The organism is Nocardia sp. NPDC057455 (assembly GCF_042802775.1).
Lineage (GTDB): Bacteria > Actinomycetota > Actinomycetes > Mycobacteriales > Mycobacteriaceae > Nocardia.
The window spans coordinates 44,477-69,986 of sequence record NZ_JBHVDM010000007.1 but is presented as its reverse complement, the minus strand read 5'-3'; the positions used below and the strand labels follow the sequence as shown (position 1 = coordinate 69,986).

The following is a 25,510-nucleotide window of genomic DNA, read 5'->3' as shown; positions in this document are numbered from 1 at the left end:
GCCCGCGGCGGCAGGTCACGACGCCGTGCGCGCACTCTCCACTACGGTCGGCAGCGCGGATGACCAGCACCTTCCCTCCGGGGGGCAGGCCGGCCCCCGGATGCGGCGCTCGACCGCCCGGCCCGGAGATCATTCGGTCCCCGGTGCCGGCAACGGCCCGATCCGTTTCGGCGGGAGACGACGACGCCCGTCACCGACCGCACGCACCAGATCGGTGTAGGCGATCTCCAATTCCGCCAGCCGAGTCCATGCCACGTGCATGCGCTCGCCACCCGGATCGTCGTTCATCAGCAGATGGAACGCTTCTTCCGCGACGGCGGCCATCCGGTCGATCATCACGCCCAGGCTGACGTCGTGCAGACGCACACCCGACGCGGCGGACGGCAGCTGCAAGGTCGCCCAGGTGTCGATCCGGTCGACCAACTCGGCACGGTACCGCTCGAGCTCGACCAGGTCGCGCGCCTGCTCACGGCGCTGCCGGTGCAGTTCGGTCAGTTCGCGCGCCCACCGGCTCACCGGGCCCTGCACGTGCTGTCCACCCAGCGCGCACAGCAGAGCGCTCGGGCTCGGCAACGCCGAACTCTCGGACAGCTTTCGTGGCCGCGCACGCTGGACCAGCATCGGCTACCTCCTCGGCACGACCACACGGATTTCGCGGCCGGTCGTCGAAGCCTTCATCAGAACAGCGTTCATTCCGGATCGGGCATGCCCGCGCTGGGCGCTTGCAAACTCACAGTGGCGCAGTGAGTTCGAGATTTATGCCATCGGGATCGGAGAACGAGAGGATAGCGATGCCGAAATCGGCCATTTCCTTGATCTCGCCGTGTTCGATGCCTGCCTCGGACAGGCGGGCGGCCGCGGCCACCAGATCGTCGCGCGCCGGGACGGCGAAGCTGAGGTGGTCCAAACCCACACGCTCGGAATCGAATCGGTCCGTCGCGGCGGCCACCGGGCGCAGGCCGAGCAACATGCCGTTGGCCTGGAAGACCACCCCGCCGAACAGGCGCATCGGATCGGCGCGCACCGCCGGATCGTCCGGGCTGCCCGGCGATTCGGCGGCGATCGGGAAGCCGAGCACGTCTCGGTAGAAGGCGCGGGACCGTGCGATATCGGTCACTGTCAACCGGATGTGGTGCGTCCCGGTGGTTTCGATCATGGTCACGCGAACTCCCAAGCGACGAGGTACGGCGAATGCGAACGACTCCGGGGGCGAGCCGTCTCGCGATGACAGTAGGACAGAACTTCCGTGGAACCGAGTGTCGTCAACGACATCTTCGGTACCGTTTCCGACATGGACGTCGTCGTCTTCGTGGTGGACGGCGTAGCCGATTTCGGATACGCCGCTTTGCTGGAGACCTTCAACACCGCCAATGCCGTGCGCACCGAACTCCCCGATCCGCCGCAGCCCTGGCGGATTTACACCGCGTCGTTCGGCGCCACGGTGCGCTCGGGCAACGGCAACATCGTGCCGACGATCCCGCTCGAGGAGCTCGGCGACGAATTCGAGCTGATGATCGTGCCCGCCGTGAACGTTCTAGAGGCCGCGGCGCTGATCGACCTCATCTCCGCACCGGCCAGCCGTCCTGTGCTCGACCGGCTGGTCGCCGCCCGCGATCGGGGCGCGCATCTGGCCGGCGCCTGCACCGGAACGTTCTTCCTGGCCGAGGCGGGCGTGCTGGACGGCTCCCCGGCGACCACGAGCTGGTGGCTCGGCCCCAGCTTCCGGCGCCGTTATCCGCGGATCGAACTCGACGAGGGCCGGACGCTGTGCCGCGGCCAGGGCGTCACCACCGCGGGCGCGGCGCTGTCGCACATGGACCTAGCGCTGTCGCTGATCGCCAGCAAGAGCCCGGCGGTGGCCGAGCGGGCGATGCGCTACCTCGCGGTCGGTGCGGGACGACCGCAACGCGAGTTCATCGTTCCCGAGATCATCGCCAGAGGCGATTCCGTCACCGCGGCTTTCGAACGCTGGGTCCGCGAACATCTCGGCGAGAATTTCCGGATCGCCCACGCCGCCCGCGCCATCGGCGTCACCGAACGCAGCTTGCAACGGGCCACACACGCCGAACTCGGCATGTCCCCTACCGAATTCGTGCACGACATCCGCCTCGAGCGGGCCGTGCACCTGCTGCGCACCACAACGCTCACGGTGGACGCGGTGGCCGCCAAGGTCGGCTATCTCAACGCCGGAACCCTGCGCGGATTGTTCCGCCGCCGCCGGGGCATGTCGATCTCCGAGATCCGCATGACGCGCGTGTCGTATTGAGTCGTGCGCCCGGAGCTGCCCAGGAACCCGCGCGAGGAGGATCGCCGTGAGCGATCAGCAGTACACGACCACATCCGACGAGGCACGGTCCCCGGCGCCCGCCGCGGCGAACGCGCACGACACCGCGCGGTTGGGCGTGGTGATCGCCGCTCTGGGCGTGGTGTTCGGCGATATCGGAACCAGCCCGATCTACACCATCCAGACGGTGTTCAATCCCCGCGACCCGCATCCGGTCCCGGTCACCACCGACAACGTGTACGGCGTGATCTCGCTGGTGTTCTGGTCGGTGACCATCATCGTCACGATCACCTACATCCTGCTGGCTCTGCGCGCCGACAACGACGGCGAGGGCGGCATCATGGCGCTGATCACGCTGCTGCGGCGGTGGGGCTCGCAACACGGGCGGCGGCAGACCGCGGTGCTGGCGGCGCTGGGGATTTTCGGCGCTTCGCTGTTCTTCGGCGACAGCATGATCACCCCGGCGATCTCCGTGCTGTCCGCGGTCGAAGGGATCGAGGTCGTGGAGCCGTCGCTGCGGGAGTTCGTCGTGCCCATCACCGCGGTGATCATCGTGACGCTGTTCCTGGTGCAGCGCCGGGGCACTTCGGCGGTGGGCCGGGTGTTCGGGCCGGTGATGATCGTCTGGTTCCTGACCATCGGAGCGTGTGGGGTGGCGGGCATCGCCGATCATCCGCAGATCCTGCGCGCCCTGTCCCCGACCTACGCGCTGGGTTTCCTGGCCGGCCATATCGGCACCGCCTTCTTCGCCTTGGCCGCGGTCGTCCTCGCGGTGACCGGAGCCGAGGCGCTGTATGCCGACATGGGTCATTTCGGCCGGCGGTCGATCACCCGGGCCTGGCTGATCCTGGTGTTCCCGGCGTGCATTCTCAGCTATCTCGGCCAAGGAGCGCTGATCCTGGGCGACTCCCGGCACGTCAGCAGCCCCTTCTTCCTGCTCGTGCCGACCTGGGGCCGACTGCCGCTGGTGCTGCTGGCCACCGCGGCGACGGTGATCGCCTCCCAAGCGGTGATCACCGGGGCGTACTCGGTGGCGTCCCAAGCCGCCCGGCTCGGCTACCTGCCCCGGCTGCGGATCGCGCACACCTCCGAATCCACGGTGGGCCAGATCTACGTTCCGTGGATCAACTGGCTGCTGCTGGTCTCGGTGCTCACCCTGGTGTTCGCCTTCCGCAGTTCGGCAGCGCTGGCCTATGCCTTCGGCATGGCGGTAACCGGCACGATCACCATCACCACCCTGCTGTTCTTCTACATCGCCCGCGCCCGGTGGCATATCCCGCTGTGGCTGCTCGCCTTGGGCGCCGTCCCCCTGATGTCGGTCGACCTACTGTTCGTCGCGGCGAATCTGACCAAGCTGGTGCACGGCGCGTGGCTGCCGCTGCTGATCGGCCTCACCGCGTTCACCGTCATGACCACCTGGCAGCGCGGACGCGAAATCGTCAGCGCCGAACGCGAGCGGCGGGAAGGGTCACTGCGCGAATTCATCGATCGCCTGCACGCCGGGGACGACCCGTCGATACTCCGGGTCCCCGGCACGGCCGTCTTCCTCAACCGCGGCAAACGAACCGCGCCGCTGGCCATGCGAGCCAACGCCGAACACAACCACGTACGCCACGCGCACGTCGTGATCATGTCGATCGAGACCGAACCCGTACCGCGCGTTCCGGCCGATCAGCGGATCAGCGTCGACCCCCTCGGCTACACCGAAGACGGGATCATCCACGTCCTCGCCCGGTTCGGCTACCTGGAGGCCCAGGACGTGCCCGGCGCGCTGGCGTTGGTGGACCCCGCCGTCACCGAGGGGCCCTTACAACTGGACCAGGCGTCCTACTTCCTGTCGAAGATCGAACTGCGCGCAGGCGCCGAGCCGACGATGGCCGCATGGCGCAAACGGCTGTTCATCGCCACCTCCTACATCACCGCCGACGCCGCCGAGCAATTCGGTCTGCCCCGCGAACGCACCGTCATCATGGGCGCGCACATCGAGATCTGAACGCTCCGACCGTGCGTTGCCGCGCAGCGGAAATCGGACACTCAAGAGCGCGGCCGGCCGGTGAGCAGCAGCGCGGTGCGCAGGCCGCGCCGGGGAAACGCGGCGGCTCCGGTCGCCGCGCGGGCGTCGAACTTGCGCTCCGAGGCGGTCTCGGGCGCGTCGTCGGAGGTCGCGGTCAGCACACTGTCCGGGAGAGCCAGCTTGTGGATCGTGCGCAGGGTCAGCAGATACTGCCGGATCAGTGGCCCGGTGGTGTAGGGCAGATCGTATTTGTCGCATATCGCGCGCACCCGCACGGCCATCTCGGCGTATCGGTTGCTGGGCAGGTCCGGGAACAGATGGTGCTCGATCTGGTGGCACAGGTTCCCGCTCATGAACGCGAGTACCGGCCCGGCCTCGAAGTTCGCGCTGCCGAGCATCTGCCGCAGATACCACTCGGCCTTCGTCTCGTGCTCCACCCCGGCAGCGGTGAATTTCTCCGCGCCGTCCGGGAAGTGACCACAGAAGATCACCACATAAGCCCAGAGATTACGTAGAAGGTTGGCGGCGGTGTTCGCGGCGAGCGTGCGTCGCCAGCGCCGGCCGCTCAGCGCCGGAAAGAGCACATAGTCCTTGCCGACCTGCCGTGCGATCTTCCGGATCAGCGCTCTGCCCTGGTCGGCTTCCTCCGCCGGTCCGGGCGTGCGGGCACGCTCGGAGCCCAAATCGTGCAAGGCGATGCCCCATTCGAAAGTCATCGCCAGGAACAGGTTCTGCAACGGTTGCAACAGCAGCCGCGGCCGCCACCGCTGATCGCGGGTCACCCGCATCACGCCGAAGCCGATATCGTCGTCCATGCCGAGCACATTCGTGTACATGTGATGGCGATAGTTGTGCGCATAGCGCCATTGCGACGACAGCCCGACCATATCCCATTCCCAGGTCGTGGAATGGATTTCCGGGTCGTTCATCCAATCCCATTGGCCGTGGCACACATTGTGGCCGATCTCCATGTTCTCGATGCTCTTCGCCGCCGCCAGCGCCGTCGTCCCCAGCAGCCACCCGGCTTTCATCCGAGTGCCTGCGATCACCAGCCGGGACACGGTTTCCAGGATTCGTTGGAACGCGATCGTCCGGCGGATGTAGGCGGCGTCCCGGGCGCCGCGTCGCTCGAGGATGTCACGGCGAAGCGCATCGAACTCCCGCCCCATCGCTTCGATATCCGTCTCGCTCAGATGCGCGTAAGCCGCGACCTGCGTGATTGCCATTCGTCAGCACCTCGTCTCTGGAGCACTCCGCCGTGACGAGAGCCGACATCTCCGGACGGCCGAGCTCGGAGTCAGTTGGTGAACGCTGCTTCAGCTCGCGCCCGGCCAGTGCGGTGGTGCCGCCGGGACGGCTGCCTCCGACATCCGTCCCGCGGCGGCTGTCTTCGTCGGTCTCGGCCGGCGGCGTCGGTAGATGTGGAGGGCCCGACCGGACCTGGTGCGATTTTGTCCTTCGAGGTCATCGAAGGTCGTCTTCCGGTTGCGCGGCAATGGACTGTCGACCGGCCGACAGCGGATACGTGAACGGTGGTCATCAGTCTACGTTTCGCAACGACTCAGGTCTGCAACGTAGATGTACAACGTCGACAGCAGTCACCTCGTACCGGGTTCGAGCAGGGTGACGCCCAGCCCGGCGAGCAGGATGTCGATGCCGCGTTCGAGTTCGGCTTCGCCGTCGTAAGCGGCCAGGACAGGCGCGAGTTCACGCAGCAGGGGGAACTCCGCCAGCGGGAGGCGGTACAGACCGAGCCGCAGCACCTCGTCGGTCTCCTCGGGACGTTCCACGATCTCCTGCAACTCGTTGAGAACGTGCCCATACAGGAAGCCGAACACCGCGCGGTAGACATGGAGCGCGGCGGCGCCGGAGAATCCGGCACCGGTCAGCAACTGGAGGATGTCTTCGAGGGGGCGGACCACCGCATACGGACGCAACCCCAGCGGCGTAGCCAACGGCCGGGTCACCAGCAACGGCACCACCCGCGGATGCGCCAGCGCCAGCCGCCGGAAATCCCGGGCGACCGCCCGCAACTGCGCGGCCCAATCCGGATCGGTGGCATCGATCGACATCTGCGCGAACACGAGTTCGGCCACGCCGTCGAGCACCGCCGCCTTGTTCGGTACGTGCCGATAGATCACCATCGGATCCCGCCCTACCGCCTCGGCCAACCGGCGCATCGACAGTCCCTCGACACCGTCGCGATCGATGATCTCGAGCGCCGCGCTCAGCACGACTGCCCTCGTGACGGTGCCTGCACCCCGACCGGACCGCCGCTGGGGACGCCGATTTGTTGTGCGAGAACCCACGCGATCAACCGGTTCGGCCATCTCGATGCCTCCAACGCCCGCAGAGCCCATTTACCGTCTCGAGTGTAGACCTACAGTGTTGACATCACGACCCGATCGGCGTCTACTGGAGGAACACGGCGTCCGAACCCCGTGACTTTCGCCGACCGGCTCCGGAGATCGCGGCCGCCGCGGCCGCTTCGAGAGACCTTGTGCGCCCGATTCCAACCGCTCACCGGTTCGTTTACGAGGCGCTCGACCAGCGTCCGAACCGACCGGCGATCCAAGCCATCGCGCCACCATCGGCCGACGACGCGGCGCTCCCGCGAGAGGACGACACGACATGCGAATTCGTAACAGCGTTATGAGCGCGACATCCGAACAGGCGCATCCGACCTACGCCCGGCACTGCGTTCCACCCGACTACACCCCCCGGCTGAGGTTGAAGCCGAAAGTGCACCGTGGCGACTACATCGATGGCGCGTGGTGGCCCCGCTCCGATGACCTGACCGCCGAACTGCCCGATCTGCTTGCCGTGCTCACAGTGCGACTCGGCCCCATCTGGCGCGTCGTCTACGACCCCACGTGCTGGGCGGACGCGCCCAGGCACACCACCGTCCACGGCGGTCAGACCGTCCGGCTCGACTCCTATGTCTTCGAACTGTGGAACACGATGTACCTTTTCGGCCGCGACAACGACCTGATCGTGCTCCGCGTCATCCCGTCGGACACCGACGAGGACATCGCACACACCGCCTTGATGGCCTCCGTGATACCCGAATCCGCGACCCTTACCGGCTGACCCGAAGGAATAGACCATGCCCAGAATCAGTACCCGTCCGATCACAAACCACTTCGACATGACCCCCACCACCGGTCCGCCTCCGCCCGGGCGCCAACCCTTCCGGACGCCCACCCGCACCCCACGACTGCTGCTGCGCGAATCCGGAACCGGCTCCGGACAGGTCGACGGCGGCTGGTGGCCATGGACGGACAACCTCTCCGCCGAGCTGCACGACCTGATCAGCGCCCTCACTCCCCGGCTGGGCCCCACCGAACGGGTCAGCTTCGACTGGAACGCCATCAGCCTCACCCAACGCCGCATCGACCGCCAGGACGGCATCGAAGTACACGGACCCGACACCGGTCAGCCGCCCGGCGTCATGCACCTGATCGGGTCGAACGGTGCTGAGGCGACGCTGGTTGTGATCCCCGCCGGCACGCCATCCGGTGAGGCGGAGGCTCAGCTACGGCGGGCGGCCGGGAAATCCTGAGACGCCGCTCGACGCCGCCCAGCGCGCCCGGCCGCAGTGCTCAGAACGCTCCCCCGCCCGCGGGCACACTCGCCCCGGGACCGGTTCGATAAGTGACTGCTATACCGCGCGCGACTGCGGAGGCGCGGTGAAGCCTTCGGCGAATTCGATGAAGTTCCGCGCCACGGTCTCGCTCTCCCGCCGAACGCTGCGCTTGAGGAGAAGGCCGGGCAGCAGCAGGGAGGACTGCAACTCGGTGTGATACCAGACCTGCGCGCCCGTGCGATCCTCGGATACCTCGAACCAGCCGCCGCCACCGAGACCGACACAGCTGTCCACGACCTGCCAGGACACGCGATCTTCGGTCCATTCGTATTCCAGCACCTGGAGATCGGACCTGCCGAGCGGGGTGTCGGCGGTCACGTAAACCCGCTGTGGCCGACCGGATTCGCCGCGAGTGGCCACGCGCGCATCCGAATACGTCGACCATTCGGGAAGCATTTCGATCGCGGCGACGGCATCGAAGACCTGGGCGGGATCGACGGCGACGTCGAAATGTATATCCGTTTTAACGCGCATAACTCCTCCACCCCCTGTTCCGACCCGGCCGATTCTGCCCGTGGCGGTTCGCATCCGTCAACATGTTCTTTTCCCGCAATCAGCGGCTACGCGCGAAGGTCGATGTCAGCGGCTCCCCAGGGTTGAAAATAGGTAGTCAGCTACTAATTGGCTATTAGGAGCTAGGGCAGTTACCGGGGAGTATCAAAGTAGGATCTGCGTACTTTCGCGGATGTCGTCCTCGGCGATATGCCGATCCGACGGCCCCACGTACGATCGGCCGGAAGATCATCCCTTGAATTCGTGATACAACTCCGGCAGGAACTGCGCGAGGTGGTTCATCTCCTGACCGCAGTGCATCATCAGGTCCCGGGCCAGATCCAGACCGGGTAGCAGATCTCGCGCGTCGGCAGCGGCGCCGCGCTGGATCGCACGGGCAGTGGGCAGCGGATCGGGTGCGTGCAGCCCGTACAGCCCGAGATAGAAACGGCTGCGCATTTCGCAGCCGCCTTCGATGGGCCGCACTTGGTGCGCTAACCAGCCGAGATCTACCGGCGCCACGCTACTGCCGACGCGGCCGAGAATCACGGTGTGTTCGTCGGGGACAGCGAAGCCGTACGCGACCGGATCATGGAATGCGATGGCGAGCTGTTGCGGCTTCGGGCCGATGAATTCATCGACATACGAGATGTTTCCGACATACCGTTTCCGGTCGGCCATCGGTGCGCCGAGCCGGTCGACGGCCACTTCGCTGTACAAATGCGCATCCGGATGCCACAGCTTGTACCGCGCGGACTCGACCATGTGCCAACCGAACCACCAATCCCACATCGCCGCCGTCACGCGCGGCATCTCGGTACGGACCGCGACCCACACGGTCCCCGAATCGGTTTGCCCGTATCCGGTTTCGATCGGCGAATAGCCCGTCGGCGCCAAATCGGCCACCAAGGACGAAAAGGCCGGGATCCGCTCGCTCGGCGTTGCCTGCGCCGCATAGGCGGCGGTGACATCAGGCTGTGCTGGAGCCGTGCGCTCGGCCATGAACCGCGCGTACGGCCGGGTTCGATCGCCGGGCGAATACCCGGCATAACGGGTGTTGTCCTGACGGTTTTCAGCGCGAGCGAAAGCGGTGGTCGCCACAACGGTGAACGCGCCCGCGGCAGCAGTCGCGATCGAGAGCGCGCGACGACGAGGCATTTTCGATAGTCTCAACATATGTTGAGACTATCGGAGGACGCTTCGCCGCGACCCGAGGTCGGTAGGTTTCGTGACATGACACAACCGAGGCGGCAGCGGCAGGACTCGGCACAGCGGCGCGCTCTCATCGCCGAGGCCGCGCTGCGCGTGCTCGGCGAACACGGTCCGCGCGGCCTCACCCATCGCGGGGTCGACGCGGCCGCGCAACTACCGTCCGGCTCGGTCAACTACCACGCGCCGACCAGGCAACGGCTGCTCGAAATGGCTTGCGACGAACTGTTCGCCCGGGACATGGCCGTCGCCGCACGCCATTTCGATACCCCGGAATCGCCGTCACAGAGCCTGGCCGGCATCGCCGGGGACTTCGTCCTCGAGATGACCGCACCGCATGCCCGGCACCGGGTGCTCGCCAGGCATCATCTGCTCGCCGAAGCGCGCTCCAACGACGAACTGCACCGCCACTTCGAGACAGCACGCGCCGCCTTCGTCCAACTGATCCGCGACCGGTACGCCGAGGCCGGCTACACCGTGGACACGACGGCCGCCGAACTCTGCGTCACCGTCATCGACGGACTGGTCAACCGGCAAGTCTTCTTTCCCGACTCCGCTCTGCCGGAATCCCGCATCCGCACCATCATCGAAGCCGCCGCACACACCATCGAAACGCAGTTTCTCGACAAGCCCTCAGGGCGGGGATCCACCGCATCCCCGCCCTGAGACTCTTCCGGTATTCGACGGCCTTACCCGGCCGTTTCCGTCCAGGTGACCGGCAATTCGTGGACGCCGTAGATGTTCATGTCCGTCCTGAGTCTCACCTCACCGGCGGGGATGGCGAGCTCGAGGGTCGGGAAGCGGCGCAGCAGTCCGGCGAAACCGGCGCGCATCTCGATGCGGGCCAGTTGCTGGCCCAGGCATTGATGGATGCCGTGGCCGAAGGACAGGTGACCGCGCGCCGTGCGGTGGATATCCAGGGCGTCGGGATTCTCGAAGCGCTGGGGGTCGTGGTTGGCGGCCAGCAACGAGACGACGACGGTCGATCCCTTGCCGATTGTCTCGCCGCCGAGTTCGATGTCCTCCGTGGCGTAGCGATAGAAGATATCGGCGACCGACAGGTAGCGCAGGAGTTCCTCGACGGCGCCGGGCACCAGATCGGGATCGGCGCGCAGTTGCGCCAGCTGGTCGGGGTGCTCCAGGAGCGCGAACGTGCCCAGTGCCAGCATGTTGGCGGTGGTCTCGTGGCCCGCGAGCAGCAGCAGGAAGGCGACGCCGGTCAGCTCCTCGATGGTGAGGTCGTCATGGAGCGCCAGGTCGGACAGGATGTCCTCGCCGGGTTCGGCGCGTTTGCGCGTGACCAGTTCGGCCAGGTATGTGGTCATCGCGCCGTACGCGGCCATCTTCTCTTCGAGCGGCTGGTCCTTGATCAGGAACTTGGCGGAGTTCACCTGGAAGTTCTCCCGGTCGGCGTAGGGGACGCCGAGCAACTCGCAGATCACCAGCGAGGGCACCGGCAGCGCGAACGCCTTGACCAGGTCGACCGGCGGGGTCAGACGCGCCATCTCGTCCAGTTGCCGTTCGGTGATGTCGATGATGTGCTCTTCGAGCTGCTTCATGCGTTTGACGGTGAACGCGCCGGTGAGCTTGCGCCGCAACCGGGTGTGATCCGGCGGGTCCATGGCGACGAACAAGCCCGGCACCTGCGGGGACGGCTCGGTCGCGACGGGCATGCCGGGGGTCTCGTACGGCACGTGCAGAATGCCGATGTCCTGGCGGGAGCTGAACCGGTTATCGGCCATGAGCCGGCGGACCGCGTCGTAGCCGGTGACGAGCCAGCCCTCGTGACCGTCGGGGAAGATCAAGGGGCAGACCGGGTGAGTCTCGCGCAGCCGGGTGATGTCGCGGGGCGGGTCGAAGGGGCTCGCATCGCGCTCCGTGGGGAGGCCGTTCGGGATGGGAATCGCTCGGGTCATCGGGTTTTCCTTCGTTGCGGTTGTTGTGCCGGAGACTCGGCTAGTCGCCGGGGACGAGGGTGATCGCGCCGGACGGGCACACCTGGGCGGCCTCGCGGACGACAGGCCCCTGTTCGGGTGCGGGTGTGCGGTTCAGCAGCACCACCCGGCCGTCCCCGGTGTCCTGGTCGAATACTTCGGGGGCGGTCCATACGCACATGCCTGCGCTGATGCAGCGCTCCCGGTCCACCCTCAGTTCCACCGGTGACCCCGGGTGAGGGGCAGGGAGCGCATGCCGCAGACGAGTGCGCCATCACGCGGCGGTACCTCTTCGGCCGGGACGGCGAGGCGCAGTGCCGGGAACCGGGTGGCAGGCGCTGGCTCGTCCCCGTACGCCTTTCGCAACCCAGAACCTGCAATCGCTGAACTATTCACAGGGATACTGTCGCGGGCCTGGCTGATACCGCCCTGACACCGGCCTGACACGCCCATCGACACCGTTCGACGACAGGAATTCGTCTCGCCCACAACACGAGTCGTCGATACGCCGATATGGTCGACTCCGCTGCTCATCGCCTGGCACGCGCCGCTCGTGCCGAGGGTGACCGGCCATACGGCACCGGCCGGAAGTGTCACCGCCGCCCGGCCGCGTTGTCACCACACGTTCATCGCAGCAGCGGGTCGGCCGCGCCGCGGCGCATACTCCTGCGGCGCTGGATTGGTCGTTGTCGGTCGAGGCCATCGGAGCGCTTGTCACCCCAGGGACGGGCGCCCCGCTGACGGCCGATCGTCCACGGCAGAATGGGCCGGTGCAGATCGGGATGCTTGGACCGCTCGAGATCCGACTAGACGACGGCGGATTGATCGAGGTACCGGGCACCCGGTTGCGGGCGCTCTTGATCGCCCTCGCGCTCGAACCCGGTCGCGCGGTCTCGAAAGCGGCGCTGGTCGACTGGATTTGGGGTGAGCAGCCGCCCTCCGATGCGGCGAACGCCTTGCAGGCACTGGTCTCCCGGCTGCGCCGGGTACTGCCGGACGGGTCGCTCGACGGGCAGGCGGGCGGATACCGGCTGACGGTGCAACCCCACGCTGTCGACGCCGTGCGGTTCGAACAGCTTCTCGAGCGCGCTCGCGGCGGCGACGACGCGCGTCGGGCCCAGCTCCTGCGCGAAGCTCTCGGCCTGTGGCGCGGTGCGCTGATGCAGGACGTCGGCATGCAGGACAGCGCGGCTTTCGACGCGGTGGTCAGCAGGCTCGAGGGGCTGCGCCTCGCCGCCATGGAGGATCGGTACGAAGCGGAGATCCGCCTCGGCCGGGGTCCGGAACTGGTCGCCGAGCTGACCGAGCTGGTGGCCCGGCATCCGGTGCGGGAACGGCTCGTCATCGCGCTGATGCGTGCACTCGGCGCCGCTGGTCGTGGCAACGAGGCACTGATCGTCTACCAGCAGGCACGGGAGGCACTCGCCGACGAGTTGGGCGTGGACCCCTCACCGGAACTCTCCGCCCTGCACGTCGCGCTGCTGCGCGGCGAAGTGGGAGCGAAGGAGACCGACCGCAAGACGAACCTGCGGGCCGAGTTGACCGAATTCGTCGGTAAATACGCCGATGTCGCCGTCGTGCGCGAACTCATCGCCGACCATCGGCTCACCACGTTGACCGGGCCCGGTGGCTCGGGCAAGACCAGGCTGGCCCTGGAAACCGCACGGACCATGCTCGACGACCTACCGGACGGGGCCTGGCTGGTGGAACTGGCGTCGGTCGGCGCGAGTGGTGACGTGTCGCAGTCGGCGCTCGCCGCGCTCGGCCTGCGGGACGCGCTGCTCGGCGGCGCACCGAACGCGCAACCGCTGGACCGGCTCATCGCCGCGATCCGCGAGCGCGAAACGCTGTTGATCCTGGACAACTGCGAGCACGTGATCGAGTCCGCTGCGGCGTTCGCGCACCGGCTGCTCGGGGAGTGCCACCGGCTGCGGATCCTTGCGACGAGCAGGGAACCGCTCGGCATCACGGGTGAGGCGCTATGGCAGGTCGAGCCGCTGGCGTTGCCCGCCGAGAACGCGAGCCCAAGCGAAATCGAGTCCTCCCCCGCCGTACAGCTGTTGCGGGATCGGGCCGGCGCGGTGCGCAAGGATCTCGTTGCCGATGCGCGCACATTGTCGACCATGGCGCGCGTCTGCCGGGCGCTCGACGGGATCCCCCTGGCGATCGAACTGGCCGCGGCCAGGCTGCGCACCATGTCCCTCGATCAACTCGCCAACCGCCTCGACGATCGGTTCCGCTTGCTGACCGGCGGCAGCCGTACCGCGCTGCCGCAGCACCGGACGTTGCGCGCGGTGGTCGACTGGAGCTGGGAGCTGCTCACCGACGCCGAACGGATGGTTCTGCGCAGGCTCGCGGTCTTCGCCGGCGGCGCGAGCCTGGAAGCCGCCGAGCAGGTTTGCGCGGGCACGCAGGGCGGCCCCGAAGGGCAGGGCGGCGGAAAGAACACGGTTGTCGAGCAATGGGAGGTGCTCGAGCTGCTGACCGCGCTCACCGAGAAATCGCTGCTCACCGTGGGAGACAACGGGCCGCGCTATCGCATGCTCGACACGATCAAGCAGTACGCCCGGGACCGGCTCGTGGAGGCGGGGGAATCGGATCCGGCGCGCCGGGCGCATCTCGCGTACTTCACCGGACTCGCCGATACCTCGGAGCCGCACCTGCGCCGCGCCGAGCAGTTGGAGTGGCTCGCCACGCTCGAGGCCGAGCACGACAACATCGCCGTCGCGATGCGTGGCGCGCTCGCGGCCGGCGACGCGGCCGAGGCGATGCGGCTCGCGGCGGCCGCGGGTTGGTACTGGTGGCTCAGCGGGCACAAGGCCGAGGGCATGGAGCTGATCACCGCGGCCGCCGACCTGCCCGGCGAGGTGGACGACGAGATCCGGGCCAGGGTGTACGGACTGATCGTGCATTTCCTGAATTCCGGGCCGACCGACGAGCGCCAAGTGGAGGAATGGATCCACAAGGCATACCTGTTCAGTCGGCGCAGCCAAGGCCGATACCCGCTGCTGGGGTTCGTCGCCGCGATGGAACGCATGTTGCAGGGGCCCGACGCGTTGCTGCCCGCGTTCGAACCGCTGCTCACCGACGACGACCCCTGGGTGCGGGCGCTGGCCCGGCTCCAGCTGGGCAAGGCGCGGATCGCACTCGGCCAGGAGGGGCGGGAGGCGGACACGTATCTCGAGACGGCGCTCGCCGAGTTCCGGGCCATCGGCGAGCGCTGGGGGATTTCGTTCGCGCTGACCGAGGTGGCGAATCGAATCGCCATGCGCGGCGAGTTCGCCGGTGCGTGCGAGCACCTCGACCAAGCGATCGCGGTGGTCACGGAGGTCGGCGCGATCGAGGACGTTCTCCTGATGCGGGCGCGGCAAGCTCAGCTGTACTGGCTGCTGGGTGACGCGGCGGCGAGCATGGCCGCCATGGCCGAGGCGCAGCGGTACGCGGACCGGTCCGCCTGGCCGAACGCATTGGCCGGCCTCGCCCTGGCGAAGGCGCAACTGGCCCGGTGGAACGGCGACACCGGGCAGGCGCACCTGGAAATCGACTTCGCGACGACCATGCTGGGCAGCGACGCGGAGCAGGTCTACATCAGGGCGGTGACACACGACCTGCTCGGCTACCTCGCGGACGGTCTCGACGAAGCCCGCGAACAACGTGCCGCGGCCTTCGAGGCGGCATCCGCCGCGGGGTACGCGCCCCTCATCGCCCAGATACTCGTCGGGGTCGCGGACCTGGCGCTGCGCGACGACCAGGACGAGCAGGCCGTGCGCCTGCTCGCGGCGAGTGCCGGAGTACGCGGACTGCCCGATCGTTCTCAACCGGATGTGGCCCGGATCGAGCAGACAGCACGACGCCGCCTCGGTGAAGCGCGGTTCGCCGAGGCGACGAGGGAAGGTGCGCAAGAGAATTGGCGTGAGCTGGTCGCGACGACGCTCGCATGTTGAACGTCGCAGAAAACAACCGCACCCCGGTGCACGACCCGACATGGTGTCGCGCACCGGGGTGTCCTTGGACAGGCCTGGGGTGCGGTTGTGTTGGCGGAGCTGGATGAGCTAGGCGGCGGTGGCGTGCCGGATGATGATGTTGCCGTGGGAGTTACGTGCGTATACCTCCACGGTGTCCTCCTTGCCCTGCGGCCGGTCGACCGGTCGCATCAGGTTCTGCACGGTGCCGGAGAGGGCGTTGGCTTCCAGCCGCGCCGCGCTACCCGGGCTGATACCCACCTCCAGCTCGCCCACGGATGTCTCCAGCCGGAACACGCCGCGCGAGGCTTCGCCGATGCGGATATCTCCTTCGGCGGTTCTCGCGGTCACCGAACCGCACGGGCGCTCGACGGTGATGTCGCCGGAGGATATCTCCAGGTCGCACTCGCCGAGTTCGCCGGTGCCCTGCAATCGGCCCACAGCGGCCGTGCCCTTCAGCCGGGAGCCGGTCGGAACCTCGATGGTCACCTCGATCGTCGGGTTGCCGCCGAACGGGGTATAGGTCCGCCAGTCTTTCGGCGTCTTCACCGTCAATGTGCCCGCGGCGAACGCGACCTGGGTTTGCTCGGCGGCGCGCACGTCACCCTTTTTGGACCCATCGGCGGGCCGGACCTCGACGACGGTGTCGGTGCGGTCCGAGGCGATCACGGTGACGGTTCCGGAGAGTACGTCGACGGTGACGGCGATCGGTTCCGGCGTCTCGAATGTGGGCATGGCTGTCTCCTCGGTGTGTGAATCGGTTGGTCTGTTGAAAGGCGGCGTGAACCGCGATTACGCGCGCTTGTTGAACGTGGCCCGCGACCACAGGTATCCGACGAGGGTGAACCCGGCGCACCAGGCGAGCGCGGCCGCCGTGTAGCCGCCGGAAGGGTGGCCGGACACAAACCCGCGCAATGCCTCGATGATCGGTGTGAAGGGCTGATACTGCGCGAACTGCCGGATGCCCTGTCCCATCTGGTCGGCGGGCACGATCGCGCTGCTCACGAACGGCAGCATGATCAGCGGCACCACGGTCATGCCCGCGGATTCCGGAGTCTTCGCGGCCATGCCCAGTGCGACAGTGAGCCAGGAGGCCGCGAACGATGTCGCCACCATGATGCCGATCGCGCCGAGCCAGTGGAGTGCGGTCGCGGGCGACCGGAAACCCAGCGCGAAGGCCACACCGAGCACGGCCCCGATGGCCACCACATTGGTCAGGATGGTGGCCGCGACGTGGCCGGTCAGTACGGCGCTACGAGAGACGTCCATGACCTTGAATCGGTTGATGATGCCCTTCGCCATGTCGGAACTCACCGATACCGCGGTGCCCGACAACCCATAACTGATGGCCAGCAGGATCATGCCCGGTGTCGCGTAGTCGATGTAGTCCTCGCCGACATCGAACGCGTCGCCGAACACGTGCACGAAGATCAGCATCATCACGACCGGCATGAAAGCCGCGTTGAATATCGTGACCGGAGTCCGGGCGATGTGCTTGAAGTTGCGACGCAACATGATCGACGAATCGGCCAGCGGTGCGGTAATGGTGCTCATGGTGCGACAGCCTCCGTGGTGGCGTGACCGGTCAGGGAAAGGAAGACATCGTCGAGGTCGGGGGTGTGGACCGAGACCTCGTCGGCGTCGATCGAGTATTGGGCGAGCCGATCCAGCAGGTCCCGCAGTGATTTGGTCCCACCGGTGCCCGGGACTCGCAGGGTCAGAGTCTCGTCGTCGCGGGTGGCGGCGGGAAGGATCCGCGCCGCCGCATCGAGCGTCGTGACGTCGGCGAACCGGAACCGCGTGTGACTGCCGGGCACTCGGCGCTTGAGCTCGTCGGGGGTGCCTTCGCCGACGATTCGGCCCTGGTCGAGCACCGCGATCCGGTCGGCAAGCTGGTCGGCTTCCTCGAGGTACTGGGTGGTGAGGAAGATCGTCACACCGCCGGCCGTCAATTCCCGGACGATGTCCCACATGGTGCGCCGGCTGCGCGGATCCAGACCTGTCGTCGGCTCGTCCAGGAAGACGATGTCCGGCTTGGTGACCAGCGTCATCGCCAGGTCCAGCTTCCGGCGCATACCCCCGGAATAGGTGGACGCAGGCTTGCGCGCCGACTCCACCAGATCGAACCGTTTCAGCAATTCGGCGACCACTCGCTTGCCCTCGGCGGCCCGCAGATGGTGCAGATCCGCCATCAGCCGCAGGTTCTCCTCCCCCGTCAGCAGATCGTCCACCGCCGCGAACTGACCGGTGACCCCGATCGCCGCGCGCACCGCCTTGGGCTCGGTGGCGATATCGTGCCCGGCCACGCGCGCCGTGCCGCCATCGGCCTTCAGCAGCGTGGTCAGCACGTTCACCGTCGTCGTCTTACCCGCCCCATTCGGACCGAGCAGCGAGAAAATCGTCCCCGCACCGATATTCAAATCAATGCCGTCGAGGATCGTCCTGTCCCCGTATGCCTTCCGCAACCCGGAAGCCGCGATCGCTGTGCTGTTCATGTGGACAACTGTCGCCAGGATGGCTGATACCGGCCTGACACCGGCCTGACACGTCCGCTGATGCGGCGTTAGCCCTGGTCACAGCGAGAACCGAGGAAGATCGGACACCGGCGTGCCACTGTCTTGCGTCGATCTTCCGCCAGGATCTTCCTGGTCACAAGGCCGGCGAGAGCACTCACGACCGCTCGGTGATGCCGAGTTCACGGCGTTCGCAGGAGTGTGTACCCGATCTCGGCCGCACCGATGAATTTCGGGAGAGCCCGTCGTCGGTATCTCTGGACAAGGAGATGATCATGGACCTTCCCCAGGGGTGGGCCGGGCAGATGATCTCGCCGACACGGAGAGGAATCCAGGCATGACGAGACCGCTTCGATTCGGGGTCGTTGCCCCACTCAGAACCGACCTGCCGACATGGCGAGACCGCATGCGCCGCATCGCCGACAGCGGCTACTCGACGCTGCTGGTGCCCGACTTCCCGCAGATGCAACCGGCGCCCGGTCCCATGCTGGCCACCGTCGCGGCCCTGACCGACCTGCGCGTGGGCACGTGGGTGTACGCCTGTCCGCTACGCCCGGCCTGGCTGACGGCGTGGGAAGCGCACTCGCTGTCGCTGCTGACCGACGGTCGCTTCGAGATGGGCATCGGCACCGGCAGACCGGGAATCGAGGACGAACTCCGCGACAAGGGACTGCCCGCCGTACCGCCGCCGAACGAGCGGCTGGCACAGGTACGCGAGACCGTCACGAGGCTGCGAGATCTCGATGGCCCCGACCGTCACACGCCCGTCGCGATGGCCGTATACGGTCCGAAGGCGCGGGCGCTGGCGGCCGAGGTCGCGGACACGGTCACCTTCGCGCTGGGAGATCAGCCTCGGAGCGAAGTCGCGCGGCTGGCACACGAGTTCCGCGCCATCGGGGATGCCGAGCTCGCGCTCGCCGTGCCGGTGATCGGTGACACTGTCGCGCCGCACATGGCGCCCCCCGACACCGACCCTGCCGCACTTCGCGCGGCGGACGCACTGACCGTACTTCCGGATGACCCCGCGGCCGCCGCCGAGGAAATCCAGCGGCGACGGGAGGAGATCGGCTTCTCCTATTTCGTCTTCGGCGCCGACTTCGCCGACAGGTTCGCTCCGGTCGTCGCCGAGCTCGCCGGACGTTAGCCGGACGACGCGGGATGACGCGAGGCGCAACATTCGGACCACGCTTGCATCGAAAACATGTTCGACTCGAGGTAGGGTGCCGGAGCATGCCGGACCTCGAGCCCACCCAGTTCGCCTACTCGCAGATCAACGCCGTACGCAGGCAACTGCTCGATGCCGCCGCCTTCGGGAAGCACTTGCGCCCCGAACACCTGGAGAACATGGCAGGCAAGCTGGCCGAAGGATTGCGCGCCTACACCGAAGCCATCACACCTAGCACCCCGACCACCGACGGCCGCGCCTGCCTCGACTACCGGAGAGGCAACCGCTGACAGTCCGGCATCTCCCGCGAGGTGTCATTCCGGCCGGCAGACCTGCCCCGACGGGCCGGACACCAGGATGAGGAGCACGAACCCGCACATCATGGCGAGAATTCCAAAGCTGCTCACAGCGAGTCGAATTCGGCCGATCCGCCGACGATGAGCCCACAGGTCGATCAACAGGACACACCCCACCCCCAGCATGGTGCCCGCGCCCGCGATCTGAAAACCCTGCGCAGCGTCGAACTCCGCGACGCTCGCTGTGGGGTCGCAATAATCCATGAGCCCTTGGGTGAAGAGCAGATAGCCGCCCAGATAGATGGCCGGTCCGAAAAGAACCGAGCAGAAGGCGTAGATCAACGCGAGTAGAACCGGGCGTTCCAGCGGCTTCACCCTACGCACCGTAGTTCATGACCGGTGAGTCGCCCGGGTTCGATGCGCAGCCGACTATCCGACTTCGACGGGTTGCTGGGTCAGACCGGCATAGTGAATAGCCTTTTGTGGACACGGGCAGAGACCAGCGCGGCCACTGATAAGGCGTAGCCGCCGTTACGCAGCGCGGTGGCCTGCACTAGTACACAGCGAGGCAATCGTGCCTTGCGAGAACTCCTTTGAGATATCGGTTCCTACGGTGTTCCCATGAGGTATCTAGAAGGTCATTTCGCGCCCGTAGACGTGGAGGTCACGGCCCACGACCTACCGGTGACCGGGCGTATCCCGGCCGAACTCGGCGGCCGGTATGTGCGCAACGGACCTAATCCGGTGGGTGTGGAGGACCCAGGCACGCATATCTGGGGGATGGGTCAGGGCATGGTGCACGGGGTGCGGCTGCGCGACGGACGGGCCGAGTGGTATCGCAACCGTTTCGTGCGCGTCCCGGGATTCGCACCCATGGTGCATGTGATCGACCATGCGGGGCAGACATTCGCCATGGCGGAGGGCGGACTGCCGCCGGCTCTGCTGGACGACGAGCTGAACACCGTGGGCTTTTGCGAGCTGGGCGCCACATCGGAGGGGTTCACCGCGGGGGCGCACTCCAAACACGACCCACGTACCGGGGAGTTGCATTCGTTGTCCTACCTGCCCGGCCGTGATTTCGTGCAGTACATCGTGACCGATACCGCAGGTGTCGTGGTCGACACCGTGCCGATTCCGATGACGCGGACCCCGTTCCTGCACGACTTCGCCCTCACCGACGACCATGTCGTGCTCTGGGATACCCCACTTGGCTTCGACGGGTTCGACTGCCGCTGGCTGCCGGAGCATCCCACGCGGGTGGGTGTCCTGCCGCGCGGGGGTGGTGAGGTGCGCTGGCACGATATCGACCCCGTCCATGTCAGTCATACGCTCAACGCCTACGACGACGGCGATTCGATCGTCGTCGACCTGATCACCGCGCAGGGTCCGTTCGACCCCGCCGACCCGGGCGCGATCCGGCCGGTCCTGGATCGCTGGACCATCGCCACCGGCCAGATCCATCAGCAACGTATCGACGACCGGCCGCAGGACTTTCCCCGCATCAACGACGTCTACGCCGGGCACCCCCACCGCTACGGCTACTCCGCCGCGACGGCCCTGTACGGCATACCGTTCGCACCCGAGGGCGCGGCCCCGGACGAGATCTTCACCAACGCGCTGGTCAAACACGATTTTCAGCGTGGGACCACGGAGGTACACGCCTTCGGGGCAGAAGAAGCGGTGGGCGAGGCGGTGTTCGCGGCCACCGGGCCGGGCGAGGACGAGGGGTACCTACTCACCTACGTACACGATCCGCACCGCAACGCCGCCGATCTGGTCGTCCTGGACGCTCGGGATTTCACCGGTGAACCCGTCGCGCGTATCCACCTCCCGGTGCGGGTACCGCTGGGCCTGCACGGCAACTGGCTGCCCGACCACTGACCCGTGCCAGCATGGGGGGTGTGACCGATCCCCGACCGCCCTACCTCCGAATCGCCGCCGAGATCGAGCGGCGCATCACCGCAGGAGAGCTACGGCCGGGCGATCCGGTTCCCACTACCAGGGCTATCGCGCGTGAATGGGGCGTCGCCATGGCCACGGCCACCAAAGCCCTCGCAGCGCTCAAACAATCGGGCGCCATCGAATCCACCTCCCGCGTCGGCGCCGTGGTCGCTGGTAGGCGGCTGCCCTCGCGCGCCACCGAAGGACTCGAACGCGAGCGCATCGTGCGCGCGGCGATGCAGATCGCCGACGCCCGTGGTTCGGCGGCGCTATCCCTGCGGGCAGTCGCGGCCGAGCTCGGCGTCGCGACGATGACCCTGCGCCGCCACCTCGACGTGGAGTCCGACTTCACCCAACTGCTCGCCGACGCCGCCTTCGCCGAGATCGATTACCCCGAGCCGCCTCCGGGCTGGCGCTCACATCTGCGTGTGGCCGCGCACCTGCAATGGGATGTCTACCAGCGTCATCCGTGGGTGCCGCGGCTGGTGTCCATCACCCGCCCGGCCACCCTGCCTGCAATGATGGCCTACGGACTGTGGACGCTGCGCGCCTTCGACGGCCTCGCACTGGATTCCTCCACCCGACTCCACGTCTATGCCACCCTGGTCAACTACGTGCGGGGCACAGCAGTGAACATCGAAACCGAAGCCGGCGCCGAACTGGACACCGGAATGACGAGCAAACAATGGGGTGCTGCCCGGCTCGCCGTCGACCGACCGCTGATCACCCAGCTCACAGAACCGAACACGGAGGTGGACCTGGACTCACTGTTCACGTTCGGACTTGAACGGCTGCTCGACGGCCTGACCATCGTGATGACACCGCCGAAGACACGGCGACCGCGGACGTGAGCGGAGCCCGGGCCAAACCGTGAACCGAAAACCGCGGTACCGCACTGGCAACTCGCTATGTCGTAAACCTGACCAGGAGAATCCCGGCCAGGACAACGTATTTCCTCAGGCCTGATCGCAGTCAGGCGCAGACGCGGTTGAGCTCGTCGGTGTAAGGGTTGAGGTCGGAGACGTTGTCATCGACCAGCGCGGACGCGTAGGCGCTGATGACATCCTTCTCCGCGCCTTGGGCCAGATCCGCGAGGCCGCTCAGCCTGCCGGACAGCGCTGTCGCCGTCGCGCCGTCCAGGGTGCCGCCGCTCGTGTCGATCGCGACGTTGATCAACTCGATGGCCTTGGCGCACTGGGGTGACTGGGCGTGCGCGGGTGCGGCGGGCAGGAAGAGTGCAGCGGCAGCGGCCGCGGAGAGCACAGCGGCGAAGGCCGTCGACTTGGTCATCATTTTCCTCTCAGAACGTTGGCCTGATCCTAGCGCCCACGTTCCTGTTGCCGTTCTTGATATCCCGCTGGCTCGTCTGGAGCCCGGAGGGAACTCGGACGTCTATCGGGCGCGGGTGAATGCTGCGGCCCCGCCCGAACTGTCATCGCCGGAGGTCCGACGCGCAAGGAAGCCGCGGCGGAACAATTCTCGCCGCGACCGATGAATCCTCGCCAGAGCCGCCGTCCTATCAGTGAACGCGCTACCGAACAGCGCAACCGAGGGCTCTGCTGTCTCTACCGGATCACATCCCCCGGCATTCCAACAGCCAATCCGTCGCGGCCTCCACGTCATTGGCCGGGACCTTGCGCGTGTAGTACGTCGGCGGAGTTACCCAGCGCAGCCGTTGCAAGCCCCGCACCGGACGCCCAGTCCACCCGCCGTACTCACGCCCAAGCGAGTACGCCTTTCCGGAGCCTGCCGGGGCAGGCAACAACAAGGCCAGTTGCTGACGTAGCCGAAACCAGCGACCAGGCCATATGCTGCGACCACTCGAGACGTGTGGCAGATCCATAATGGTCCTCATTGGTTGCAGTTGACTATGGTGGGCTGCGTTTCGATGGAGTGTGCTCTTGGGGCACGCGTCGATCGACATCACGAAAAAGTGGTACGGGCATCTCGGGCAGCCCGGTTGGGGCGGCATAAGAGCCATTCTGAACGCTGGAGCAGGCGCGGGGAGGCGCTGCGCCCCAACCTGCGAGTGCGCTAGCCGCTCAGAAGCGGCGTGAGGGGTTGTTGTGCGCGGGGCGGGGCTCGAACCCGCAACCAATCGATTATGAGTCGACGGCTCTAACCTATTGAGCTACCCGCGCTCCGGGATGAACCTACCAGGCGCATCCTTTGGGGGGCGAATCTGACGGACGGTCCCCTATCCATCCCACGGATATAGGTTGACCTGCACTTTCCCGTGAATTATGAGTCCACGGCTCTAACCGACTGAGCTACCGCCCCATGCCGCGGGGAACCGCGAGCGTTGGGGATGCTACCGGGTCCGGTGGGGTGGAAACCAGTCGGCCGGATTAGGGTGGAGGCTTCGGAAACTTACTGGAGGGTCAGGTATGGCCGGTCTGTTCACGAAGGTGCTGAAGGCGCATCAGTGGGTGTACGAGAACAGCGGTGGGCTGGTGGGGCATCGGCTGTTGCTGGGGAATCCGACGCTGTTGCTGCGGACGGTGGGGCGTAGGTCCGGTGAGGAGCGGACTTCGGCGCTGACGTACGCGCGCGACGGCGGGGACTATCTGGTCACGGCGTCCAACGGCGGGTCGCCGCGGCCGCCGGGTTGGCTGGCGAATCTGAAGGCGCGACCGGAGTGCGAAATCCAGGTCGGGCGGCGGAAACTGACGGTGCGGGCCCGGGCGACGTTGCCGGATGATCCCGAGTACGCCCGCCGGTGGGCGCTCGTCGACAAGGTGAACAAAGGTCGCTACAGCGCCTATCAGAAGCTGACCAAACGGCCTATCGCGGTCGTGGTGCTGACCCCGGCCGAGCAGGGTCAGTCCTCGCGGTAGTCCTCGTCCCAGTCGTCCTCGTAGTCCTCGGCGTCCTCACGGTCGTCCCATGGCTCGGCTTCCTTCGGTGGCCGGCTGGCGAACTGCACGACCGCGACGACGAAGCCGAGGACAACGATGACGATCACGACGACGAGCAGAGTTTCCACCCCGGCACCCTAGCGCCGTCGCCGGGACCTCGCACTACGTCAATTGTCCAGTTCGAAGCTTTGTTCACACTGTTAACAAAGTGCGCCCCACGGCTGCTCGGGACTCGATGGCGGCATGCGCCCGATCGGCTTCGTCGAGCGGGAAGGTCTGGCCGATGACGACCTCCAAGCGCCCCGCCGCGACCTCGTCCTGAGCGCGCCGGGCCAGCGCTTGCCAATCGACGTCCGAACCGGTGATGTCGAACAGCCCGTAGACGGTGATGCCACGCGCCGCCGCGTCCTCCCGGTCCAGCGCGGCGAATTCGCCTGCGGCAGCGCCATATCCGAGGAAGCGCCCGCCGTCCGCGACTACCGTCAGCGCGGCCTCGCCGAGGGTGCCGCCCGCGCCGTCGAGCACCACGTGCGCGCCCGCTCCTCCGGTCGCGGCGCGCGCCTCGGCCGCCCAGTCGGGCGCGGAGTAGTCGACCACCGCGGTCGCGCCGAGCCGCGCGGCCAGTTCCAGCTTCGTCGCGCCACGTGCGGCGGCGACGACGTTCGCGCCCGCGGCACGGGCGAGCTGGGTCAACAAGACGCCGAGTCCACCGGCCGCGGCGGTGATCAGCACCCATTCCCCCGGCTGGATAGCGGCGCGGTCGAACACGGCGAACGCCGTCCTGCCGTCGTGGGTGAGCGCGACGGCCTGCGCCGGGGTCAGCCCCTCGGGCAGAGCCACCAGCGTGTCCGCCTTGGCCGGCGCTTTCTCGGCGTATCCGCCGATCGGCAAGCCGCCGCCGATGCCGCTGGCCGCGGTGGGCGTCGAGACTCGCTTGCCGACCCAGGACGGATCGACGCCGGGACCGACCGACGCCACCACGCCCGCGATCGCGCCACCGGGCACATAGGGCAGCTCGATCGCGAAGAAGTCGGTCCCCCAGCCGGACCGCAGTCGAGTATCCAGGAACATCACATCCGCGGCGGCCACGTCGACGACCACCTCCCCCGGCCCGGCCACCGGATCCGGCAGCTCCCGCACCACGAGCACTCCCGGTCCACCGAACTCACTGGCTTGCACAGCCCGCATGACACACA

The 25,510-nt window shown here is 67.2% G+C and carries 26 protein-coding genes and 1 tRNA gene; 11 read left to right on the top strand and 16 right to left on the bottom strand.

The window, feature by feature from the left end; all coding sequences use genetic code 11:
• Positions 1-129 precede the first annotated feature (129 nt).
• Both ACFU5M_RS04580 and ACFU5M_RS04575 read right to left on the bottom strand, forming a co-directional pair.
• A complete protein-coding gene (locus tag ACFU5M_RS04580; protein WP_379043617.1) occupies positions 130-621 on the bottom strand; it encodes a DUF4254 domain-containing protein in 492 nt (163 codons plus the stop codon).
• Between the two features lie 109 nt (positions 622-730).
• Entirely contained in the window at positions 731-1,156 is a 426-nt protein-coding gene (locus ACFU5M_RS04575) for a VOC family protein (RefSeq protein ID WP_379043779.1), read from the bottom strand.
• Positions 1,157-1,246: 90 nt separating this feature from the next.
• Here ACFU5M_RS04575 and ACFU5M_RS04570 point away from each other — a divergent pair, with 90 nt between their 5' ends.
• The gene (locus ACFU5M_RS04570) at positions 1,247-2,266 is read left to right on the top strand and encodes a GlxA family transcriptional regulator (RefSeq protein ID WP_379043614.1); all 1,020 of its coding nucleotides are present in this window, start codon (positions 1,247-1,249) and stop codon (positions 2,264-2,266) included.
• Between the two features lie 139 nt (positions 2,267-2,405).
• The gene (locus tag ACFU5M_RS04565; protein ID WP_379043776.1) at positions 2,406-4,277 is read left to right on the top strand and encodes a potassium transporter Kup; all 1,872 of its coding nucleotides are present in this window, start codon (positions 2,406-2,408) and stop codon (positions 4,275-4,277) included.
• A 41-nt stretch (positions 4,278-4,318) separates the two neighbouring features.
• On the opposite strand, the gene ACFU5M_RS04560 is transcribed toward ACFU5M_RS04565, so the two are convergent.
• The gene (locus ACFU5M_RS04560) at positions 4,319-5,524 is read right to left on the bottom strand and encodes a fatty acid desaturase family protein (RefSeq protein WP_379043611.1); all 1,206 of its coding nucleotides are present in this window, start codon (positions 5,522-5,524) and stop codon (positions 4,319-4,321) included.
• A 372-nt stretch (positions 5,525-5,896) separates the two neighbouring features.
• A complete protein-coding gene (locus tag ACFU5M_RS04555) occupies positions 5,897-6,628 on the bottom strand; it encodes a TetR/AcrR family transcriptional regulator C-terminal domain-containing protein (RefSeq protein WP_379043608.1) in 732 nt (243 codons plus the stop codon).
• Positions 6,629-6,950: 322 nt separating this feature from the next.
• Here ACFU5M_RS04555 and ACFU5M_RS04550 point away from each other — a divergent pair, with 322 nt between their 5' ends.
• Positions 6,951-7,388 carry a DUF5994 family protein gene (locus ACFU5M_RS04550; RefSeq protein ID WP_379043605.1) on the top strand — a complete coding sequence of 146 codons (438 nt, stop codon included), beginning with the start codon at positions 6,951-6,953 and terminating at the stop codon, positions 7,386-7,388.
• Positions 7,389-7,404: 16 nt separating this feature from the next.
• Positions 7,405-7,860 carry a DUF5994 family protein gene (locus ACFU5M_RS04545; RefSeq protein WP_379043602.1) on the top strand — a complete coding sequence of 152 codons (456 nt, stop codon included), beginning with the start codon at positions 7,405-7,407 and terminating at the stop codon, positions 7,858-7,860.
• A gap of 99 nt (positions 7,861-7,959) precedes the next feature.
• Here ACFU5M_RS04545 and ACFU5M_RS04540 read toward each other — a convergent pair whose 3' ends face one another.
• Both ACFU5M_RS04540 and ACFU5M_RS04535 read right to left on the bottom strand, forming a co-directional pair.
• Positions 7,960-8,418, bottom strand: coding sequence for an SRPBCC family protein (locus ACFU5M_RS04540; protein WP_379043599.1), 459 nt, complete (start codon positions 8,416-8,418; stop codon positions 7,960-7,962).
• A 267-nt stretch (positions 8,419-8,685) separates the two neighbouring features.
• Positions 8,686-9,594 carry a DAPG hydrolase family protein gene (locus ACFU5M_RS04535; protein WP_379043596.1) on the bottom strand — a complete coding sequence of 303 codons (909 nt, stop codon included), beginning with the start codon at positions 9,592-9,594 and terminating at the stop codon, positions 8,686-8,688.
• Positions 9,595-9,669: 75 nt separating this feature from the next.
• Here ACFU5M_RS04535 and ACFU5M_RS04530 point away from each other — a divergent pair, with 75 nt between their 5' ends.
• Positions 9,670-10,311, top strand: a complete 642-nt coding sequence (locus ACFU5M_RS04530; protein ID WP_379043593.1) for a TetR/AcrR family transcriptional regulator — start codon at positions 9,670-9,672, stop codon at positions 10,309-10,311.
• Between the two features lie 23 nt (positions 10,312-10,334).
• On the opposite strand, the gene ACFU5M_RS04525 is transcribed toward ACFU5M_RS04530, so the two are convergent.
• Both ACFU5M_RS04525 and ACFU5M_RS04520 read right to left on the bottom strand, forming a co-directional pair.
• A complete protein-coding gene (locus tag ACFU5M_RS04525) occupies positions 10,335-11,561 on the bottom strand; it encodes a cytochrome P450 (protein WP_379043590.1) in 1,227 nt (408 codons plus the stop codon).
• Between the two features lie 40 nt (positions 11,562-11,601).
• On the bottom strand, positions 11,602-11,802 hold the full coding sequence (locus ACFU5M_RS04520; protein ID WP_379043587.1) for a ferredoxin: 201 nt from the start codon (positions 11,800-11,802) through the stop codon (positions 11,602-11,604).
• Positions 11,803-12,349: 547 nt separating this feature from the next.
• On the opposite strand from ACFU5M_RS04520, the gene ACFU5M_RS04515 reads away from it, so the two are divergent.
• Positions 12,350-15,523: a BTAD domain-containing putative transcriptional regulator gene (locus tag ACFU5M_RS04515; RefSeq protein ID WP_379043584.1), complete on the top strand. Its 3,174-nt coding sequence runs from the start codon at positions 12,350-12,352 to the stop codon at positions 15,521-15,523.
• Positions 15,524-15,631: 108 nt separating this feature from the next.
• Here the strand turns inward: ACFU5M_RS04515 and ACFU5M_RS04510 are convergent, their stop codons facing one another.
• Genes ACFU5M_RS04510 through ACFU5M_RS04500 form a run of 3 tightly spaced genes read right to left on the bottom strand, consistent with a single transcriptional unit; the run spans position 15,632 to position 18,036 of the window.
• Entirely contained in the window at positions 15,632-16,276 is a 645-nt protein-coding gene (locus ACFU5M_RS04510; RefSeq protein WP_379043581.1) for a DUF4097 family beta strand repeat-containing protein, read from the bottom strand.
• Positions 16,277-16,333: 57 nt separating this feature from the next.
• A complete protein-coding gene (locus ACFU5M_RS04505) occupies positions 16,334-17,095 on the bottom strand; it encodes an ABC transporter permease (RefSeq protein ID WP_379043578.1) in 762 nt (253 codons plus the stop codon).
• A complete protein-coding gene (locus ACFU5M_RS04500) occupies positions 17,092-18,036 on the bottom strand; it encodes an ATP-binding cassette domain-containing protein (protein WP_379043576.1) in 945 nt (314 codons plus the stop codon). The genes ACFU5M_RS04505 and ACFU5M_RS04500 overlap by 4 nt, the downstream gene beginning before the upstream one ends.
• A gap of 355 nt (positions 18,037-18,391) precedes the next feature.
• On the opposite strand from ACFU5M_RS04500, the gene ACFU5M_RS04495 reads away from it, so the two are divergent.
• Together ACFU5M_RS04495 and ACFU5M_RS04490 are read left to right on the top strand one after the other, a co-directional pair.
• A complete protein-coding gene (locus ACFU5M_RS04495; RefSeq protein WP_379043573.1) occupies positions 18,392-19,198 on the top strand; it encodes an LLM class flavin-dependent oxidoreductase in 807 nt (268 codons plus the stop codon).
• A gap of 86 nt (positions 19,199-19,284) precedes the next feature.
• Positions 19,285-19,509, top strand: coding sequence for a DUF6374 family protein (locus ACFU5M_RS04490; protein WP_379043570.1), 225 nt, complete (start codon positions 19,285-19,287; stop codon positions 19,507-19,509).
• A 24-nt stretch (positions 19,510-19,533) separates the two neighbouring features.
• Here ACFU5M_RS04490 and ACFU5M_RS04485 read toward each other — a convergent pair whose 3' ends face one another.
• Complete coding sequence (locus ACFU5M_RS04485) at positions 19,534-19,890, bottom strand: hypothetical protein (protein ID WP_379043568.1); 357 nt, start codon at positions 19,888-19,890, stop codon at positions 19,534-19,536.
• A 246-nt stretch (positions 19,891-20,136) separates the two neighbouring features.
• Between ACFU5M_RS04485 and ACFU5M_RS04480 the strand changes: the two genes are divergently transcribed.
• Complete coding sequence (locus tag ACFU5M_RS04480; RefSeq protein WP_379043565.1) at positions 20,137-21,396, top strand: carotenoid oxygenase family protein; 1,260 nt, start codon at positions 20,137-20,139, stop codon at positions 21,394-21,396.
• A 20-nt stretch (positions 21,397-21,416) separates the two neighbouring features.
• Positions 21,417-22,307, top strand: coding sequence for a GntR family transcriptional regulator (locus tag ACFU5M_RS04475; RefSeq protein ID WP_379043562.1), 891 nt, complete (start codon positions 21,417-21,419; stop codon positions 22,305-22,307).
• 121 nt (positions 22,308-22,428) lie between these two features.
• On the opposite strand, the gene ACFU5M_RS04470 is transcribed toward ACFU5M_RS04475, so the two are convergent.
• Both ACFU5M_RS04470 and ACFU5M_RS04465 read right to left on the bottom strand, forming a co-directional pair.
• Entirely contained in the window at positions 22,429-22,746 is a 318-nt protein-coding gene (locus tag ACFU5M_RS04470) for a hypothetical protein (RefSeq protein ID WP_379043559.1), read from the bottom strand.
• A gap of 777 nt (positions 22,747-23,523) precedes the next feature.
• A tRNA-Ile gene (locus ACFU5M_RS04465) sits at positions 23,524-23,597 on the bottom strand.
• Between the two features lie 246 nt (positions 23,598-23,843).
• Between ACFU5M_RS04465 and ACFU5M_RS04460 the strand changes: the two genes are divergently transcribed.
• Complete coding sequence (locus ACFU5M_RS04460) at positions 23,844-24,293, top strand: nitroreductase/quinone reductase family protein (protein ID WP_379043556.1); 450 nt, start codon at positions 23,844-23,846, stop codon at positions 24,291-24,293.
• On the opposite strand, the gene ACFU5M_RS04455 is transcribed toward ACFU5M_RS04460, so the two are convergent.
• The gene (locus ACFU5M_RS04455) at positions 24,278-24,442 is read right to left on the bottom strand and encodes a hypothetical protein (RefSeq protein ID WP_379043553.1); all 165 of its coding nucleotides are present in this window, start codon (positions 24,440-24,442) and stop codon (positions 24,278-24,280) included. The genes ACFU5M_RS04460 and ACFU5M_RS04455 overlap by 16 nt on opposite strands.
• A 64-nt stretch (positions 24,443-24,506) precedes the next feature.
• Positions 24,507-25,502 (bottom strand): zinc-binding dehydrogenase, encoded by a 996-nt coding sequence (locus ACFU5M_RS04450; protein ID WP_379043549.1) that lies wholly within the window; start codon positions 25,500-25,502, stop codon positions 24,507-24,509.
• Between the last annotated feature and the right edge of the window lie 8 nt (positions 25,503-25,510).

Coding starts and splice junctions, on each gene's coding strand:
- ACFU5M_RS04560 (WP_379043611.1), bottom strand. CDS start 5,524: ATGGCAATCACGCAGGTCGCGGCTTACGCGCATCTGAGCGAGACGGAT.
- ACFU5M_RS04470 (WP_379043559.1), bottom strand. CDS start 22,746: ATGACCAAGTCGACGGCCTTCGCCGCTGTGCTCTCCGCGGCCGCTGCC.
- ACFU5M_RS04575 (WP_379043779.1), bottom strand. CDS start 1,156: ATGATCGAAACCACCGGGACGCACCACATCCGGTTGACAGTGACCGAT.
- ACFU5M_RS04510 (WP_379043581.1), bottom strand. CDS start 16,276: ATGCCCACATTCGAGACGCCGGAACCGATCGCCGTCACCGTCGACGTA.
- ACFU5M_RS04525 (WP_379043590.1), bottom strand. CDS start 11,561: ATGACCCGAGCGATTCCCATCCCGAACGGCCTCCCCACGGAGCGCGAT.
- ACFU5M_RS04540 (WP_379043599.1), bottom strand. CDS start 8,418: ATGCGCGTTAAAACGGATATACATTTCGACGTCGCCGTCGATCCCGCC.
- ACFU5M_RS04555 (WP_379043608.1), bottom strand. CDS start 6,628: ATGGCCGAACCGGTTGATCGCGTGGGTTCTCGCACAACAAATCGGCGT.
- ACFU5M_RS04480 (WP_379043565.1), top strand. CDS start 20,137: ATGAGGTATCTAGAAGGTCATTTCGCGCCCGTAGACGTGGAGGTCACG.
- ACFU5M_RS04505 (WP_379043578.1), bottom strand. CDS start 17,095: ATGAGCACCATTACCGCACCGCTGGCCGATTCGTCGATCATGTTGCGT.
- ACFU5M_RS04580 (WP_379043617.1), bottom strand. CDS start 621: ATGCTGGTCCAGCGTGCGCGGCCACGAAAGCTGTCCGAGAGTTCGGCG.
- ACFU5M_RS04535 (WP_379043596.1), bottom strand. CDS start 9,594: ATGCCTCGTCGTCGCGCGCTCTCGATCGCGACTGCTGCCGCGGGCGCG.
- ACFU5M_RS04460 (WP_379043556.1), top strand. CDS start 23,844: ATGGCCGGTCTGTTCACGAAGGTGCTGAAGGCGCATCAGTGGGTGTAC.
- ACFU5M_RS04550 (WP_379043605.1), top strand. CDS start 6,951: ATGAGCGCGACATCCGAACAGGCGCATCCGACCTACGCCCGGCACTGC.
- ACFU5M_RS04500 (WP_379043576.1), bottom strand. CDS start 18,036: ATGAACAGCACAGCGATCGCGGCTTCCGGGTTGCGGAAGGCATACGGG.
- ACFU5M_RS04495 (WP_379043573.1), top strand. CDS start 18,392: ATGACGAGACCGCTTCGATTCGGGGTCGTTGCCCCACTCAGAACCGAC.
- ACFU5M_RS04450 (WP_379043549.1), bottom strand. CDS start 25,502: ATGCGGGCTGTGCAAGCCAGTGAGTTCGGTGGACCGGGAGTGCTCGTG.
- ACFU5M_RS04530 (WP_379043593.1), top strand. CDS start 9,670: ATGACACAACCGAGGCGGCAGCGGCAGGACTCGGCACAGCGGCGCGCT.
- ACFU5M_RS04490 (WP_379043570.1), top strand. CDS start 19,285: ATGCCGGACCTCGAGCCCACCCAGTTCGCCTACTCGCAGATCAACGCC.
- ACFU5M_RS04545 (WP_379043602.1), top strand. CDS start 7,405: ATGCCCAGAATCAGTACCCGTCCGATCACAAACCACTTCGACATGACC.